Below are 16,273 nucleotides of genomic sequence, written 5' to 3'. Positions count from 1 at the left end.
CGCGACGCTACCGGGATACTGGCGTGGTGAAGCCCATCATCCAGCTCTCATCGCGCGAGGTGTACCGCAACCGCTGGATGTCGGTGCGTGAGGACACTGTTCAACGACCGGACGGTTCGGCCGGTATCTACGGCGTTGTCGACAGGCCGGACTACGCGGTGGTCATCGCTGTGGACGGCGATCGGTTGGCTTTGGTGGAACAGTTCCGCTATCCGATCGGCGCGCGGCGCTGGGAATTCCCGATGGGCACGGTTCCGGGCGAGCCCGATATCGAGCCGGCCGAGCTGGCGGCGCGCGAGCTCCGCGAGGAGACCGGTTTGACTGCCGGTTCGCTGGCGTCACTCGGTCATCTGGACGTCGCGCCGGGCATCTTCAGCCAGCGTGGCTGGGTGTTCCTGGCCACCGACCTCACCGAGGGCGAACACGAGCGTGAACACGAAGAGCAGGACATGCACTTCACATGGTTCACCCGCAGCCGGTTCGAAGAGATGATCCGGGACGGCGTGATCACCGACTCGCAGTCGATCGCCGCGTATGCACTCTTGCTGCTCCGGGAGCGTGTCGAATACTGACCGGCGCGCCGTGGGACAGATGTGACAGGTGAGTTTTACCGACGGCTAGACTGAACCCTCGCAACGACCATTCGAGGTGTCATGGAATCGGGCCGTCTGGGTGTCGCTCTGCTGGTCACGGCCACCATATGCGCCGCGGGACTGCTGAGCCCCGCCTCGGCGCACGGTCAGCCCCTGGCCTGGAACGGCCGCTATCAGATGGTGACCTATGCCTCGCAGAAGGCGGGCACCAGTCCGGCCACCCGCCAGAAGGAAAACGACTTTGGCGCCGTCTTCACCCTGGCGACCGCGTGCGCCGGCGGCACCTGCGCAGCCACCGTCGTGGACGGTCCCGCACCCGGTAACCCAACCATCCCGCAGCCGACCCGCTACAGCTGGAACGGCACGGAGTGGGCCACCACCTACGACTGGGTCTGGGACTGCTTCCTGGGCGACGGTTACCAGAAGCAATGGAGCCCCGCGACATCGTGGGCGTTCTACACACCGCAGCCCGACGGATCCCTGCGCGGCACCTGGCACACCGACATCAGCTCGGGCCCCTGCCGGGGCAGCGTAGTCATGCCGGTCGCGGCGTTCCCGGCCTGAGACCCTTGAAGGGCGCCCGAACTCGTCACCACAGCTGCAGGCACGCGCCTTGCAGCAATGCTTGCTCACCAACGTCCTCGACGTCACCGGAGGTGGCGCGGCACTCTTGGCCGGCCTGGGCCTGGCATCGCTCAAGAGGGATCGGTGTCCGGGGACCCCGTAGCGCTGATCACCGGTGCCGGCCGCAGAGGAGGCGGCGACGACCCGGTTCGGTGGGATCGACGTGGTGGTGGCCAACGCGGGCATCGAGCAGTTCGCAACCGTGCTCAGAATGAGAGTGGCGCACTACGGTGTCGGGGTTGGCGTGGCGCACATGGCGTTGGTCGACACCCCGATGCTGCGCGCAACGACTCGTCGACGTGCCCCGATGGGTGGACGCTGCGCCGTCGTGGGCACTTCCGCACAATGGAGAACGATGACTGACACGGTGGCCACCACGACGGCACGCAACCACTCGATGGATCTCTATCGGGTGGTTGCCTTGTTGTTCGTCGTGGTCGGGCATTGGATGGCGGCGTCGCTGACCTATTCCGATGGCGGGTTCTGGCGGGACAACCCACTGGTCGATCTACCCTGGACGCAATGGCTCACCTGGATTTTCCAGGTGGTTCCGGTGTTCTTCGTGGTCGCCGGCTACGCCAGCGCGGTCTCGTGGGCGCACCGCAGCGGGGCAGAATCCCGGCAGGAATGGTTGCGGCGTAGGCTCGTTCGGCCGATCGGGCCGACCGCGGTCTACGTCGTGTTCGCACTGGTGGTCGTGGCGGTGCTGCGCGGGGTCCGGGTCGCGGGCTCGGAGCTCGACTTCGGCGCCTGGGCGGTGGCCATGCACCTGTGGTTCCTGGGGATCTACGTCCTGGTGGTCGCGCTGACGCCGATCGCAGTGGCCGCACACCGCCGCTGGGGTCTGTGGGTGCCCGTCGTGATGACCGTGGCGATCGCCGCGATCGACGTCGCCACCATCGGAGCCCATCTGCAGTACATCGGGTGGCTGAACTATCTACTGGTGTGGGGACTGCTCTACCAGCTCGGAATAGCCTGGCATGGCGGCAAGTTGCGCGGCTGGGTGCCGATCGCGCTTGCCATCTGTTCGGCAATCGTGTTGATGCTGCTGGTCACTGTCGGACCCTATCCGGTCTGCATGATCGGGGTTCCCGGCGCCGTCGTGGATAACACCGGACCGCCTAACCTGGCGCTGCTGGCACTTGGCTGCACCGAGGCCGGAATCGCCTTGGCCGCCGTCCCGGTCGTCAACCGCCTGCTGAAATCGGCTCGTGCCCAACGTATCCTGGCTGTCGCCAATGACAACGTGATGGCGCTCTACCTGTGGCACATGGTGCCGGTCGTGATCGTGGCACTGGCCGGATATCCGACCGGACTGTTGCCGCAACCGACGCTCGGCACGGCGGCCTGGTGGTGGTTCCGACTGGGCTGGGTCGCGATCCTGACGGTGGTCGCCGGTGCCGAACTGGCGTTGTTGTGGTGGGGCCGAAGGCTTTTCTCCGCATCGCTGCCGACTGTCGCGGTCAGCATCCCGGCGTGGTTTGGCGAAGCATTTCTGTTGGCCGGCACAGTCGGGATCGCCGTCACGATGACCGTTTTCGCCACGCTCGGCTTCGCGCCTGACGGACGATTCCCCGTCGCGGCCAGCATCGGGTTCGCCGTTGGCGTGACGCTCGTGGCGCTGGCACCTACCGGTAGGCGTCGACACCGAGCTTGACGGCCAGCCAGCACACGGCGACAGGACGGCGAGCAGCACCCCTGCTGGCGGCGGACATCTCGCTGCCCGCTGACCTGCTTGCCGCTGGGTAGGCTCGGCGTTCCTGGCCTGCTTGCTCGTCGGATCGGCGCTCATACCGGTCGCGTACAAGCTTCGAATCCCCTTTGCGGCATAGGTTTCGCCGCGGTGGTCGCCATGGTGCCGAACCGGCTGGGTCAGTGACCGTGCGCCAGTGCCCGAAGGAAGAACATCAGGTTGGCCGGGCGTTCGGCAAGTCGCCGGACGAAGTAGCCGTACCACTGGGTGCCGAATGGCACGTACACCCGCACATGATTGCCCTGCGCCGCGAGCTTGCGCTGCTCGGCATCACGGATGCCGTAGAGCATCTGGTATTCGAATCTTTCTGAGTAACGGCCGAATTCGCGGGCCATCTCGCCAGCGGCGGCGATCACGGCCGGATCGTGTGAGGCGACCATCGGGTAGCCGTCACCGGCCATCAGCGTGCGCAGGCAGCGCAGGTAGGACGCGGTGACCTCGCCCGCGTCCCGGTAGGCCACCGATGCCGGTTCGTCGTAGGCGCCTTTACACAGCCTGATGCGAGCGCCGGCCGCCGCGAACTCGGCACAGTCAGCTTCGGTCCGTGTGAGATAGGCCTGTAGCACCGTTCCCAGCCAAGGGAATTCAGTGCGCAGCTCCCGCACGATCGACAGCGTGGAGTCGGTGGTGGTGTGATCCTCGGCGTCGATCGTGACCCACGCGCCGACCTGCTGGGCCCGCTGGCAGATGGTGTGGGCGTTCTCGAAGGCGACCTTGTCACCGTCTGTGGGCAATGCCTGGCCGAGTGCCGATAGTTTTAGCGACACCTCCAGTGGACGCACGGCCGCCCGATTGTCGCCGCAGGCGCCCAGCGCGTCGAGCAGGCGCAGGTAGGCCGTGACCGTCGACTCAGCAGCATCGATGTCGGTGACATCCTCACCGAGGTAGTCGATGCTGACCAGTCGGCTCGAGCCACGCAGTACCGTGACCGCGGCGAGCGCGTCATCGACGGTCTCGCCGGGCACGAACCGGTTCACCACGTCGCGGGCGATCGGCATCCGTTCGGCGCTGTGGCGCAGGCGATGTGACCGGCCGGCCGCCAAGATCACCGGCCGCATGACGGAGGCGAAGACGCTCATGCTTCGACCTCCATATGCGGGTACCTATGGTCGGTGGGCGCCACGAACGTCTCCTTGATCGACCGCGCCGACGTCCAGCGCAACAGGTTCAGCAGCGAGCCGGCCTTGTCGTTGGTACCCGAGGCCCGCGATCCACCGAACGGCTGCTGCCCGACGACGGCCCCGGTCGGCTTGTCGTTGATGTAAAAGTTGCCCGCGGCGAAACGCAGCCGCTCCTGAGCTGTCCGCACCGCACCCCGATCGTCGGCGATCACCGCCCCCGTCAACGCATACTTGGACCCCTGATCGACGGTGTCGAGCACGGCGTCAAACTCGTCGTCGGGGTAGACGTGCACCGCCAGGATCGGCCCGAAGTACTCGGTGCTGAACGCCTCGTCGGTCGGGTCATCGGATAGCAGCACGGTGGGTCGCACGAAATAGCCTTCGCTGTCATCACATTCACCGCCGACGGCGATCGTCACACCCGGCGCGCTCTTGGCACGCTCGATAGCGCGGACACTCTTGGCGAACGCGCGGGCATCGATGACGGCACCGCCATAGTTCGAAAGGTCGGTGATATCGCCGTAGCTCAGGGCCTCGGTGGCAGCAAGGAAGTCATCGCCCATCGCCTGCCACACCGAGCGCGCGACGAACGCCCTGGATGCGGCCGAACATTTCTGACCCTGATAGTCGAACGCACCGCGAATCAGCGCCGTACGCAACACATCCGGGTTCGCCGAGCTGTGAGCGACCACGAAATCCTTCCCACCGGTCTCGCCGACCAGCCGCGGGTAGCTGTCGTAGTCGGCGATGCGGGAGCCGACTTCCCGCCACAGGTGGGCGAAGGTGGCGGTCGATCCGGTGAAGTGGATACCCGACAGTCGTCGGTCGGCGAGCACCACATCGGAGACCGCGTATCCGTCACCGGTAACAAGATTGATCACCCCGGGCGGCAGACCGGCCGCCTCCAGCAGTTGCATCGTCAGATAGGCGGCGAACGTCTGGGCGATCGACGGCTTCCACACCACGACGTTGCCCATCAGCGCCGGCGCGGTCGGCAGATTGCCCGCGATCGCGGTGAAGTTGAACGGTGTGACGGCGTAGACGAAACCGTCCAGCGGTCGATAGTCGGTGCGATTCCACACGCCGGGCCCGCTGATCGGCTGCTGGGCCAGGATCTGACGGGCGAAGGCGACGTTGAAGCGCCAGAAGTCGACCAGTTCGCAGGGCGCGTCGATCTCGGCCTGGTAGGCGGTCTTGGATTGGCCCAACATAGTGGCCGCGGCGATCGTCTCCCGCCAGGGGCCGGCCAACAGGTCGGCGGCGCGTAGGAACACCGCGGCGCGCTCGTCGAACGGGGTGGCGGCCCAGTCCCGTTTGGCCGCCATCGCGGCGTCGACCGCAGCCACGGCGTCGGCGGTGGTCGCGTTGGACAGCGTCCCCAGCCGGGCACTGTGCCGATGCGGCTGGACGACGTCGATGCGTTCGCCGTCGCCCAGATGGTGGTAGCCACCGACGACGTGCGGCAGATCGATGGGGTGGGCGGATAGATCGTGCAGGGCCGCGGTCAGACGGGCCCGCTCGGCGGTGTGCGGTGCGAAATTGTGGACCGGCTCGTTGGCCGGTACGGGAACTTCGGTGTGGGCGTCCATGCAGTCCAGGATCGCGCTCGGCGCACGCCAAACTGTTGGCTGATCCGACAATGACGACCTACTCTGCTAGTAGCATCAGCCAACATGCGTGAGGCCGGTGTCGGGCTGGGCCAGCTGGTGTTGGCCCTGGATGCAACGCTGGTCCGACTCGTCGAAGCACCCCGGGGGCTGGACCGCCCGGTTCGATCCGCTGCCCTGATCGACGCCGACGATGTGCGGCTGGGCCTGTCGGTCAGCGCCGGCTCGGCAGACGTGTTCTTCCTGCTGGGGATTTCCGATGCCGACGCCGCCGGATGGCTGGACCGGCAGATCGCCGCGCACGGGCCGCCGGCGGCGATCTTCGTCAAGGAACCCTCCGACGCCGTCGTGGCGCGGGCGGTGGCCGCCGGAGCCGCCGTCGTCGCTGTCGATCCCAAGGCTCGGTGGGAACGGCTGTACCGGCTGGTCAACCATGTTTTCGAGCACCGGCGCAGCGATTCGGTCACCGATTCCGGCACCGATCTGTTCGCCCTGGCGCAATCGATCGCCGACCGCACCCACGGCATGGTGAGCATCGAAGACGCCCAGTCGCATGTGCTGGGGTATTCGGCGTCCAACGACGAGGCCGACGAGCTGCGGCGGCTGTCGATCCTGGGCCGGGCCGGCCCGCCGGAGCATCTGCGCTGGATCGCCCAGTGGGGAATCTTCGACCGGCTGCGCGCCGGGGCTGAGGTGGTCGCCGTCGATGAGCGGCCCGAATTGCGGCTGCGGCCGCGGTTGGCCATCGGCATCCACCGCCAGAGCTCCCCCGGATTCGACGGCACCATCTGGGTGCAGCAGGGCTCGCGGCCGCTGGCCGACGATGCCGAGGAGGTGCTGCGCGGCGCGGCAGTGCTGGCCGCCCGGATCATGGCCCGACTGGCGGCGCGACCGTCAGCACATCTGCTGGCAGTCCAGCAGGTGCTCGGGCTTGCGGAGGCCGACGCGACCGACCTCGCCACGCTGGCGCGCGACCTTGACGTCCCCCTCGACGGGCGCGCGGCCGTGATCGGTTTCATCGCCGTGGACCCACACCCTCGGATGGCAGACGTTCTGGCGTTGAGCGCCAGCGCTTTTCGCCCTGACGCGCAGGTAGCCGCCAATGCGCAGCGGGTGTATGTGGTGTTGCCGGACTCCGGCCGCACAGCCGCGGTTGTGTCGTGGATCCGCGGCACGATCAGCGCGCTGCGCACCGAGCTGGGCCTGGACTTACGCGCGGTGATCGCGGCGCCGGTGGGCGGCCTGTCCGAGGTCGCCGGCGCCCGCCGCGATATCGACCGCGTCTTCGACAGCGCCGCGCGGCACCCGGTGTTCGGTCAGGTGACGACTCTGGCCGAGGCCCGCACGACGGTGCTGCTCGACGAGATCGTCACCCTGGTGGCCGCCGAGGCACGACTCGTCGATCCGCGGGTGCGCCGACTGCGGCAGGCCGAGCCGGTGCTGGCCGAAACCCTGCGGATCTACCTGGACAGCTTCGGCGACGTCGCAGCGGCCGCGGCGGCCCTGCACGTCCACCCGAACACCGTCCGCTACCGCGTTCGCCGCCTTGAACAGGTACTCTCCACCTCACTGGGCGATCCCGACGTCCGGCTACTACTGTCACTAAGCCTGCGGGCGATCGCCTGATCGACGCCGTTAGGTTGCCGCGCCGCATGCACCGAGAGATTTTTTGGCCGACCTGGTAACAATGTTGCATCTGTTGCCGATGAGGCTTTTGTCATGATTGGGTGCGAGCCCTCTCACGGCGCAAGACACCCGCAAGAAACCTCGGCGATCGGGGCCGCCGATCACCGTCGAACCACCTAGCACCAAGGGGTCAGCATGAAACATCTGGGTCGAGTGCTGGTGGCGATGATCGCTGCCGTCGCGGCGTTGTTCGTCGGGACCGGCACGTCGCACGCCGGTTTGGACAATGAACTGAGTTTGGTCGACGGCGGTGGCCGCACGATGACGATTCAGCAGTGGGACACCTTCCTCAACGGTGTGTTCCCCCTGGACCGCAACCGGCTGACTCGTGAGTGGTTCCACTCCGGCAAGGCTGTTTACAGCGTGGTCGGCCCCGGTGCCGATGAGTTCGCGGGGACCTTGGAGCTGGGCTACCAGGTCGGCTTCCCCTGGTCGCTGGGTGTGGGCATCAACTTCAGCTACACCACCCCGAACATCCTGCTCGACGACGCGAATCTCTCCCCGGCGGGCTTCAACCCGCTGGGCTCGGCGATCACCCCGAACCTGTTCCCGGGTGTCTCGATCAGCGCTGACCTGGGCAACGGCCCCGGTATCCAGGAAGTCGCCACCTTCTCGGTGGACGTCTCCGGCCCCAACGGCTCGGTCGCGGTGTCTAACGCCCACGGCACCGTCACCGGCGCCGCCGGCGGTGTGTTGCTGCGCCCCTTCGCCCGACTCATCTCCAAGGCCGGTGACAGCGTCACCACCTACGGCGAACCCTGGAACATGAACTGATCGACCGGTTCTGACCCCCGCTTGGGTGGGGCGGTTGGACTCGCTAGCCCAGCCGCTCCACCGCGGCGTTGATTCGTTCATCCGTCGCGGTCAGCGCCACCCGAACGTGCTGCGCACCGCGTGCTCCGTAGAACTCCCCGGGAGCGACGAGAATGCCACGCTCGGCCAGCCAGGACAGTGTCGTCCGGCACGGCTCAGCGCGAGTAGCCCACAAATAAAGTCCCGCCCCGGAATCGTCGACGGTGAAATCCGCGGATCGCATCGCGGCGAGGAGCACATCGCGGCGGCGAGCATAGCGCTGCCGCTGGTCGAGTTCATGGGCGTCGTCATCGAGCGCGGCCACCATCGCCGCCTGCACCGGCGTCGGGACCATCATTCCGGCGTGTTTGCGCACCGCCAGTAGCTCGGCGACCACATCGGGGTCGCCGGCGACGAAGCCGGCGCGATACCCCGCCAGTGACGACGTCTTGGATAGCGAGTGCACCGCCAGTAGCCCGGTGTGGTCACCGCCGCTGACCGAGTCATGCAGCACCGAGGTCGGCTCCGCTTCCCAGGCCAGACCCAGATAGCACTCGTCGGACACCACCAGCGTGCCGCGCTCTCGGGCCCATTCGACAACCTTGCGCAGATGGTCGCGGCCCAGCACCTTGCCCGTCGGGTTGCTCGGGGAGTTGATGAACAGCACCGCGGGCGACTCGGGACCGAGTTGGGTCACCGAGTCGGCGGGAATCACCCGGGCACCGGCCAGGCGCGCCCCGACGTCGTAGGTCGGATACGCCAGTTCGGGCACCACGACCACGTCATCGGCGCCAACGCCCAGCAGGGTCGGCAGCCACGCGATGAGTTCCTTCGTGCCGACGACCGGCAACACCGACTGCTCGGCCAGCCCGGTGACACCGTAGCGCCGGCGCAATGCGGACACCGCCGCCGCGCGCAGGGCCGGCGTGCCCGCGGTAGTCGGATAGCCTGGTGCGCCACTGGCCGCGGCGAGCGCCTCCCGGATCACCGGAGCCACCTCGTCCACGGGGGTGCCCACCGACAGATCGACTATGCCGCCGGGGTGCGCCCGTGCGGTGGCCGTCACCTCGGCCAGGGTGTCCCACGGGAAGACAGGCAGCGCCGCCGAAACCGGACGGCGCCGCGCGCGCAACGGGGTCGGAGTCGTCAGGCCTCTTCCTTGGGCGGCAGATCCTTGACGAACTGCGGATCATTGTCGGTCTGCCCGACCTTCGAGGCACCGCCCGGCGAACCGAGTTCGGCGAAGAAGTCGGCGTTGACTGCGGTGTATCCCGACCACTGATCCGGGACGTCGTCCTCGTAGTAGATCGCCTCCACCGGGCAGACCGGCTCGCATGCGCCACAGTCCACGCACTCGTCAGGGTGGATGTACAGCATGCGTGCGCCCTCGTAGATGCAGTCGACGGGGCATTCCTCAATACATGCCTTGTCCTTGATGTCGACGCAGGGTTCGGCAATCGTGTACGTCACTGAGGTTCTCCTCGGTCTGTCTACTCGTCGGGGTGGCTGTTCTTCGGTGTGGCTGGGTGTCTAGCGCGGGCGCTGAGAACGCCTAGTATCCGATGCCGGTTGCCGGATAGCCGACTCAGTGTGCCCTAACTTCTCAGGTATCCCATACCAGTCTGCTCAGTGTGGCGCGCGGTAACTGATACTAGATGTTTCGTACATTAACCAGCCACACGCGCAGATGCCGCGGCAACAACACTGACGTTGCAGCTACCGCAGGGCCCGCCCGAGTATCGCCAGGAACGGCCGGTGGCCGGCGCGGCCTTCTCGACGTGTTGGCATGCTTTCCCGCGATGCTCGGTACCACTCGTCGCGGGTCACCGTCGCGAGATCCAGCCGTCGGCCGCACAGCGTGGCCACCGTATGCAGAAGCAGTGTCCCGGTGCGCCCGTTTCCTTCACGAAACGGATGGATTCTGTTGTATTCGGCATACAGAACCGACATCTCATAGGCGAGGCCCGGAGTGTCGAGGGCGTGGCTTTGCGCCACCAGTCGCCGCGCGGAGCGCTCGACTGCCGAGACCGCGTGGGCGACGCTGGACTGCCAGGCGAATGCTGAGTCACCACGGCGTAGCTCAACTGTCCGGAAACTCCCCGCCCATGCGTAGACGTCGGCGAATACGTGCTGATGCAGGCGTGCGGCGTCGAGGTCAGCGGTCGTCACATCACCCTCGATCAGCGTGATGTGCCACTGCACCAGTCGAGCTGCCGTGGCGATGAACTCCAGCTCGCGCAACTGCTCGGCCTCGCAAACGCCGAAATTGTTGCGCAGCACTGCCGTTCCGGGAATCAGGTACGGACGCCGGCGCTGGAACATCCGCCGGGGACGTGGAGCACGGCTTCTGTGGATGTCCTTCAGGTAACGGCTGAGGTAGTCACCGAACGACATCTGCGCGCCTGCCAGCGCGACCAGGTCGGCAACATGGCCCGTGGTCGGCTGCCAGCCCTCGAGCCGTTCGGCCGCGACGGCCTGGCCGATCGCATGGCGCAGCGGTTCAGCCACGCCGTCGAACACCTGCAGGCTGTCGATCACCGTCACTGAATTCCCGGTGTGTTGGCCAGGTAGCTGAACTTCCGCCGAATCCCTGCCACCTCGCGGGCGATGGATCGCAACTGCGCCCGCTGATGGGGTGCCAGGTCCGCCAGCGTGACGGTGTCGGTGGGGCGCTGCCCGGAAAGCCAGGCAGCGCAGCGACACTGCCAGCGAAACCGGAGCAGCTGCTGAAAGCAGTCATCGAGGGTCGAGGCATCCACAGGATCCAGAATGTTGCGCTCGGCAGCATCGGCGAGGCGGCCCGGAGTGGACAGCGCCGACGATCCCGCCGACAACGCCGCCCATCGGGCGGTCTTGACGATGGGATCGATCGCCGCGAGCTTGAGGTCAACGGTATCGGCACCCAGAGCGAATGTCCGTAACCGGGACGGAAAGGTGGATCGCACGGCCGTCGCGTCCTGCAGCATCCACCGCAGGGTGCCCGGGGTAGTCGCGACTGCAGCTAGACTCGTTGTGCGCAAAGCACTTTCGGAGATTTGCATCGAGCTGTAGACGGCCCCCGAGTCGGCGACGATCCCGGTCATCACCACACCCCGGTCTTCACGCGGGGCGTCCACCCACCGCACGATGCTCTCCGACCAGCTGCCCAGCCTGCGACAGAATCGCGATCGGCTGGCAAGAACACCATTGGCGTCACCACCGATGTCGCAACGGTCGAGCAACCCGTGCACGTCGGCGGCCAGTTCCTGCGCGGCCGTCTTGGCGTCCGCGTCGACGTCGTCACCCAGCGCGAGGAGGGTTTCCACATCCGAACCGGGGACTGCCTCCCCGCGGGCGGCACTGCCCGAGACGAACCATGTCCACGCCATCGCGCGGTCAGCCGTGGTTAATCGCACCGCGGCGGCAACGCCATGGCGCAGGACCGCCGACCAGTTGGCCGCGTTGCCAATGGCCGGGGTGGACGCCCGCGACTCGGCCACGATCAGCGTTCGCGCCCGGTCCAATCCGGCCCGCAGCGCGGGCTCTCCGTCGGCGCGATCGATAGCGCCGATAGCAGCAGCGATATCAGCGCCCGGAGGCAACTCGACGGCCATGCCGTCGATTGTCTCCCGCGCACTCGGTGGCCACACAGTGGTGACATCGACGAAACCGCACCGCCCCACAGCAAGGCTAATTTACATCGTCTGACCATGAGACGAGGAGCGCTACATGACCGCCAGATTCGACCCTGCGATTTCGTCGCAGGAGGACGCGTCGACCCTCGAAGAGCTCGGCTACACCCAGGAGTTGCATCGCGGCATCGGCGGGTACGCCGCCTTCGCGTCCGGCTTCTCCTTCGTCTCGATCCTGACGACGGTATTCGCCTTCTTCCCGTTGGGTTTTGCCCTCGGCGGCCCGGCATTCTTCTTCACCTGGCCGATCGTCTTCGTCTGTCAGTTCTGCGTCTGCCTGATCTTCGCGGAACTGTCGGGCAAGTTTCCGGTCGCCGGCGCCATCTACCAATGGTCTCGCCGACTCGCCGGTAACGCCGTCGGCTGGTTTGCCGGCTGGTTCATGCTGATCGGCTATATCGTCTCGATCGCTGCCCTGGCCATCGCCATGCAGACTGTGCTGCCGCCGATCTGGAGTGGATTCCAGCTCGTCGGGACCGACATCGATCCGCTCTCCGTCGACGGCGCCACCAACGGGATCATCCTCGGCAGCATCACGATCATCCTGTGCACCATCATCAGCGCCGCCGGTGTGCGATTCATGGCCCGGATCACCGTCACCGGCGTGACGATCGAGATCGTCGGCGTGGTGCTGATCATCATCGCGATGTTCGTCAAGGCCGAACGGTCACCCGTACAGGCGGTGGTGGACACCGGCGGGCACGGCACCGGCATCCACTACCTGCCCGCCTTCTTGGCCTCGATGTTGATGGCCGCCTACGTGATGTACGGATTCGACAGCGCCGCAGAGCTTTCCGAGGAGACCAAGGATCCCCGCCGGACGGCACCCAAAGCCATCGTCAACGCGCTCCTGGTGTCGTTCGTCGGCGGCGGCCTGATGATCCTGGCCGCGCTGATGTCGGCGCCCACCCTCGGTGACGACCTGGCCACCGGCGGTATGGCTTGGATCATCGAGAGTCAGCTCAGCACCTGGCTGGGCAAAACCTTGTTGGCACTGGTCGCCGTCGCGATGTTCTCGGCAACGCTGGCCATCCAAGCCTCAGCCTCACGCGTAATGTTCTCCATGGCCCGCGACAATCGGCTGCCGTTCGGGAAGTTCCTGTCCCAGGTCAACAAGCGCACCGGCACTCCCGTCATCACCGGTGTCACGGTCAGCGTGCTGGCTATCGGTGTGCTGCTGGTCAACCTCGGACAGGCCAGCGTGTTCGCGGCGATCGCATCGGTGTCCGTCGTGATCGTCTACCTCGCCTATCTGATGGTCACCGTGCCCGCGCTCATCCATCGACTGCGCGGTACAAGCCTGTCGTACGGGCCGCCCGTCATGGATCTCGGGAAATGGGGCATCCCCGTCAACCTCATCGCGGTGGTGTTGGGCACAGTGCTGGTGATCAACATCGGCTGGCCGCGCCAAGAGGTCTACAACCCAACGGGCGATTCGCTGTTCTTGCAGTACTTCGCCGTCATCTTCGTCGGGATAACGCTTCTCGCCGGTTATTGGGCATACCGGGTGGTCAAGGACCGCGAAGGCGCACCCGACCCGGTCGACGCGCTGGTGAAACCGAAGAAGTAGCCGACGATGTCCAATGCGCAGGATCAATCCCTGCCCAATGCCGAAGGCACCCGGGCCCAGCAGGCCGAGGCCAGGCTGTCCGACCGCGGCTCACCGCCCCCGGTGGGGTCCCTAGGCCGCGCGGTCCGCGTACGTCGTGGTGCGCTGGCGAGCGGGGCGACCGATACTCTCGGCGATGGCGATCAGTTCCTCGACGGACTTCGCCGACCCGTTCTCCGAACCGGCCATCCGCGAGATGGTCTCCTCCATCAGCGTGCCGCCGAGGTCGTTGGCTCCGCCGGTCAGCATCACCTGGGTGCGTTCGACGCCGAGTTTGACCCAGCTGGTCTGGATGTTGGAGATTCTGCCGTGCAACATGATTCGCGCCAGTGCGTGCACGGCCCGGTTGTCGCGGTGCGTGGGCCCCGGCCGTGCGCCACCGGCCAGGTACAGCGGTGAGCTCTGATGCACGAACGGCAGCGGCACGAACTCGGTGAAACCACCGGTGCGGTCCTGGATATCGCGCAGCACGTTGAGGTGCCCCACCCAGTGCTTCGGGGTGTCGACGTGGCCGTACATCATCGTCGAACTGGACCGCAGACCCACCTCGTGGGCGGTGCTGACCACCTCGATCCACATCGATGTCGGCAGCTTTCCCTTGGTGAGCACCCAGCGCACCTCATCATCGAGGATCTCGGCAGCCGTGCCGGGGATGGAACCCAGACCGGCTTCCCGTAGCGCCGTCAGCCACTCCCGAATGCTCAAGCCGCTCTTGGTGACTCCGTTGGAGATCTCCATCGGCGAGAACGCATGGACATGCATGGACGGTACCCGCGCCTTGACCGCGCGCACCAGGTCGGCGTACCCGGTGACCGGCAGCTCGGGATCGATGCCCCCCTGCATGCAGACCTCGGTGGCGCCGGCGACATGCGCCTCCCACGCGCGGTCGGCGACCTCGTCGGTGGACAGCGAGTAGGCGTCGGCGTCACCCTTGCGCTGGGCGAACGCGCAGAACCGGCAGCCGGTGTAGCAGATGTTGGTGAAGTTGATGTTGCGGTTGACAACGAACGTGACATCGTCGCCGACAGCGTCCTTGCGCAACGCATCGGCCAGTGCGGCAACGGCATCCATTGCCGGCCCCTCGGCGGTGGCCAGCGCCAGATACTCGTCGTCGGTGCACGCGGCGGGATTCCGCTCGGCGGACCGCAACGCCACCAGCACGTCGGTGTCGAGCCGTTCGGGGGCGCGGGCGGCAAGCTCGTGCACCTTCTCGCGGATGGACTCCCAGTCGCCGAACGCGCTACCCAGATCGCTGCGGGTCTCGGTCAGCCGGCCCTCGCTATCGATCGCCGTGTGCAGGTCGGTGCGCCCGAGCGACTCGGTCGCCTCGTCAGGCTCCTGCCATGGCCGGCCCACCGGAGTGACGTCGAGTGCGTAGCCGGTCTCGGGGTCGGCCAGCGCCTCGACGTGCCCATAGACCCGGGGATCGATCCAGGCGGCACCGGCCTGCACGTACTGCGGCTGAGCCGTCAGACGTTGCACCAGGTCGTAGCCCGCCTCGGCGGTGACCGCGGCCAGTTCGTCGAGCGCAGGCCAGGGCCGCTCGGGGTTGACATGATCTGGTGTCAGCGGGGACACCCCACCCCAGTCGTCGACGCCCGCACCGATCAGGGCCAGGCACTCTTGCCGGGAAACCAGGTTCGGCGGTGCCTGGATGCGAACCTTGGGCCCCATCACCAGGCGGGTGACCGCCAGGGTGGCCAGGAAGTCGTCGATGCCGGCATCGGGCGCCGACGCCATCGCGGTGTGGTCCTTGGCCCGGAAGTTCTGCACGATCACTTCCTGGACGTGACCGAACTCCTTATGGGAGCGCCGGATGGCGTGGATCGTCTCGGCACGCTCGATCAGCGTCTCGCCGATCCCGACGAGCAGCCCTGTGGTGAAAGGAACCGAAAGCCTGCCAGCGTCATCCAGGGTCCGCAGCCGCACTGTGGGATCCTTATCGGGGCTGCCGTAATGGGCCTCGCCCTTGGTCTCGAAGAGTCGGCGCGACGTCGTCTCCAGCATCATGCCCATCGACGGCGCCACCGGCTTGAGCCGCGACAGCTCCGACCAGCTCATCACACCGGGATTCAGATGCGGCAACAGGCCGGTCTCCTCGAGCACCCGGATCGCCATCGCCCGCACATAGTCCAGCGTGGAGTCATAGCCCCGTTCGTCGAGCCACTGCTTGGCCTCGTCCCAGCGCGCCTCCGGACGGTCACCGAGAGTGAACAAGGCTTCCTTGCAACCCAATTCGGCGCCGCGGCGCGCTACGTCGAGGATCTCGTCAGGCTCCATGAACATGCCCTTGCCTTGCGCCCGCAGCTTGCCGGGCACCGTGACGAACGTGCAGTAATGGCAGGTGTCGCGACACAGGTGCGTGACAGGGATGAACACCTTGCGCGAGTAGCTGACCGGAAGCCGGCCTGTCGGACCGCGACGGCCAGCCGATTCCAGCCCCGCGTCGCGCACCCGGGCAGCGCTGGCGCACAGGTCGGCGAGGTCGGAGCCGCGCGCGGTTAACGCGATCGCCGCCTCATCGACGTTGAGCGCGACACCGTCGCGGGCTCGACGCAGGACACGTCTCATCGCGGCAGGCGAGGGAGCTTCAGTCCGCGTCGGAACCACCGGCGTGGGTAGCGGACTACTTGGCTGCGAGTTCAGGGCCACTCCCCGGTAACCGTCCAGAACTGGGAAATCATCCGGGTTGTCTCACAATCTGAAACTCGGGTGACGGACATGGTCCACACAGTAGTCCGCGCAGTTAACAGTGCGGCCCGGTGTCTCAGCGGGTCACAAAACTGCAAACACGGCAAAGAAACTTGTCTCACTGCG

At 66.6% G+C, this 16,273-nt stretch carries 13 protein-coding genes; 6 read left to right on the top strand and 7 right to left on the bottom strand.

Features of this window, described 5'->3' with window-relative positions; all coding sequences use genetic code 11:
• Positions 1–77: 77 nt before the first annotated feature.
• The 3 genes from G6N13_RS13615 to G6N13_RS13605 all read left to right on the top strand — a co-directional run bounded on the left by G6N13_RS13615 (position 78) and on the right by G6N13_RS13605 (position 2,874).
• A complete protein-coding gene (locus tag G6N13_RS13615; RefSeq protein WP_407663928.1) occupies positions 78–572 on the top strand; it encodes an NUDIX domain-containing protein in 495 nt (164 codons plus the stop codon).
• Positions 573–653: 81 nt separating this feature from the next.
• Positions 654–1,157 carry an Rv2253 family sensor-like surface protein gene (locus G6N13_RS13610; RefSeq protein WP_163697770.1) on the top strand — a complete coding sequence of 168 codons (504 nt, stop codon included), beginning with the start codon at positions 654–656 and terminating at the stop codon, positions 1,155–1,157.
• Between the two features lie 415 nt (positions 1,158–1,572).
• Entirely contained in the window at positions 1,573–2,874 is a 1,302-nt protein-coding gene (locus G6N13_RS13605) for an acyltransferase family protein (protein WP_163702087.1), read from the top strand.
• Positions 2,875–3,089: 215 nt separating this feature from the next.
• Here the strand turns inward: G6N13_RS13605 and G6N13_RS13600 are convergent, their stop codons facing one another.
• Entirely contained in the window at positions 3,090–4,049 is a 960-nt protein-coding gene (locus tag G6N13_RS13600) for a proline dehydrogenase family protein (protein ID WP_163697768.1), read from the bottom strand.
• Positions 4,046–5,680: an L-glutamate gamma-semialdehyde dehydrogenase gene (gene pruA, locus G6N13_RS13595; RefSeq protein ID WP_163697766.1), complete on the bottom strand. Its 1,635-nt coding sequence runs from the start codon at positions 5,678–5,680 to the stop codon at positions 4,046–4,048. Before pruA ends, G6N13_RS13600 begins: the two co-directional genes overlap by 4 nt.
• Positions 5,681–5,764: 84 nt before the next feature.
• Here pruA and G6N13_RS13590 point away from each other — a divergent pair, with 84 nt between their 5' ends.
• Together G6N13_RS13590 and G6N13_RS13585 are read left to right on the top strand one after the other, a co-directional pair.
• Positions 5,765–7,324, top strand: a complete 1,560-nt coding sequence (locus G6N13_RS13590; protein WP_163697764.1) for a PucR family transcriptional regulator — start codon at positions 5,765–5,767, stop codon at positions 7,322–7,324.
• A 195-nt stretch (positions 7,325–7,519) separates the two neighbouring features.
• Positions 7,520–8,158, top strand: a complete 639-nt coding sequence (locus G6N13_RS13585; RefSeq protein WP_163697762.1) for a porin MspA — start codon at positions 7,520–7,522, stop codon at positions 8,156–8,158.
• 43 nt (positions 8,159–8,201) lie between these two features.
• Here G6N13_RS13585 and dapC read toward each other — a convergent pair whose 3' ends face one another.
• From dapC to G6N13_RS13565, 4 genes are all read right to left on the bottom strand, one after another.
• Positions 8,202–9,308 carry a succinyldiaminopimelate transaminase gene (gene dapC / locus G6N13_RS13580; protein ID WP_322789266.1) on the bottom strand — a complete coding sequence of 369 codons (1,107 nt, stop codon included), beginning with the start codon at positions 9,306–9,308 and terminating at the stop codon, positions 8,202–8,204.
• Between the two features lie 14 nt (positions 9,309–9,322).
• Positions 9,323–9,646, bottom strand: a complete 324-nt coding sequence (fdxA, locus tag G6N13_RS13575) for a ferredoxin (protein ID WP_163697760.1) — start codon at positions 9,644–9,646, stop codon at positions 9,323–9,325.
• A gap of 246 nt (positions 9,647–9,892) precedes the next feature.
• Positions 9,893–10,720 carry a Fic/DOC family protein gene (locus G6N13_RS13570; RefSeq protein WP_235677753.1) on the bottom strand — a complete coding sequence of 276 codons (828 nt, stop codon included), beginning with the start codon at positions 10,718–10,720 and terminating at the stop codon, positions 9,893–9,895.
• Positions 10,717–11,769 (bottom strand): putative nucleotidyltransferase substrate binding domain-containing protein, encoded by a 1,053-nt coding sequence (locus G6N13_RS13565; RefSeq protein WP_163697759.1) that lies wholly within the window; start codon positions 11,767–11,769, stop codon positions 10,717–10,719. Before G6N13_RS13565 ends, G6N13_RS13570 begins: the two co-directional genes overlap by 4 nt.
• Positions 11,770–11,884: 115 nt before the next feature.
• On the opposite strand from G6N13_RS13565, the gene G6N13_RS13560 reads away from it, so the two are divergent.
• The gene (locus G6N13_RS13560; protein ID WP_163697757.1) at positions 11,885–13,417 is read left to right on the top strand and encodes an amino acid permease; all 1,533 of its coding nucleotides are present in this window, start codon (positions 11,885–11,887) and stop codon (positions 13,415–13,417) included.
• Between the two features lie 111 nt (positions 13,418–13,528).
• Here G6N13_RS13560 and G6N13_RS13555 read toward each other — a convergent pair whose 3' ends face one another.
• Positions 13,529–16,027 carry a bifunctional FO biosynthesis protein CofGH gene (locus G6N13_RS13555; protein ID WP_407663728.1) on the bottom strand — a complete coding sequence of 833 codons (2,499 nt, stop codon included), beginning with the start codon at positions 16,025–16,027 and terminating at the stop codon, positions 13,529–13,531.
• Between the last annotated feature and the right edge of the window lie 246 nt (positions 16,028–16,273).

Origin of the sequence: Mycolicibacterium sarraceniae, assembly GCF_010731875.1 — a bacterium.
Classification (GTDB): domain Bacteria; phylum Actinomycetota; class Actinomycetes; order Mycobacteriales; family Mycobacteriaceae; genus Mycobacterium; species Mycobacterium sarraceniae.
Note: the sequence above shows the minus strand (reverse complement) of the source record. Positions and strands in the feature narration are given on the sequence as shown.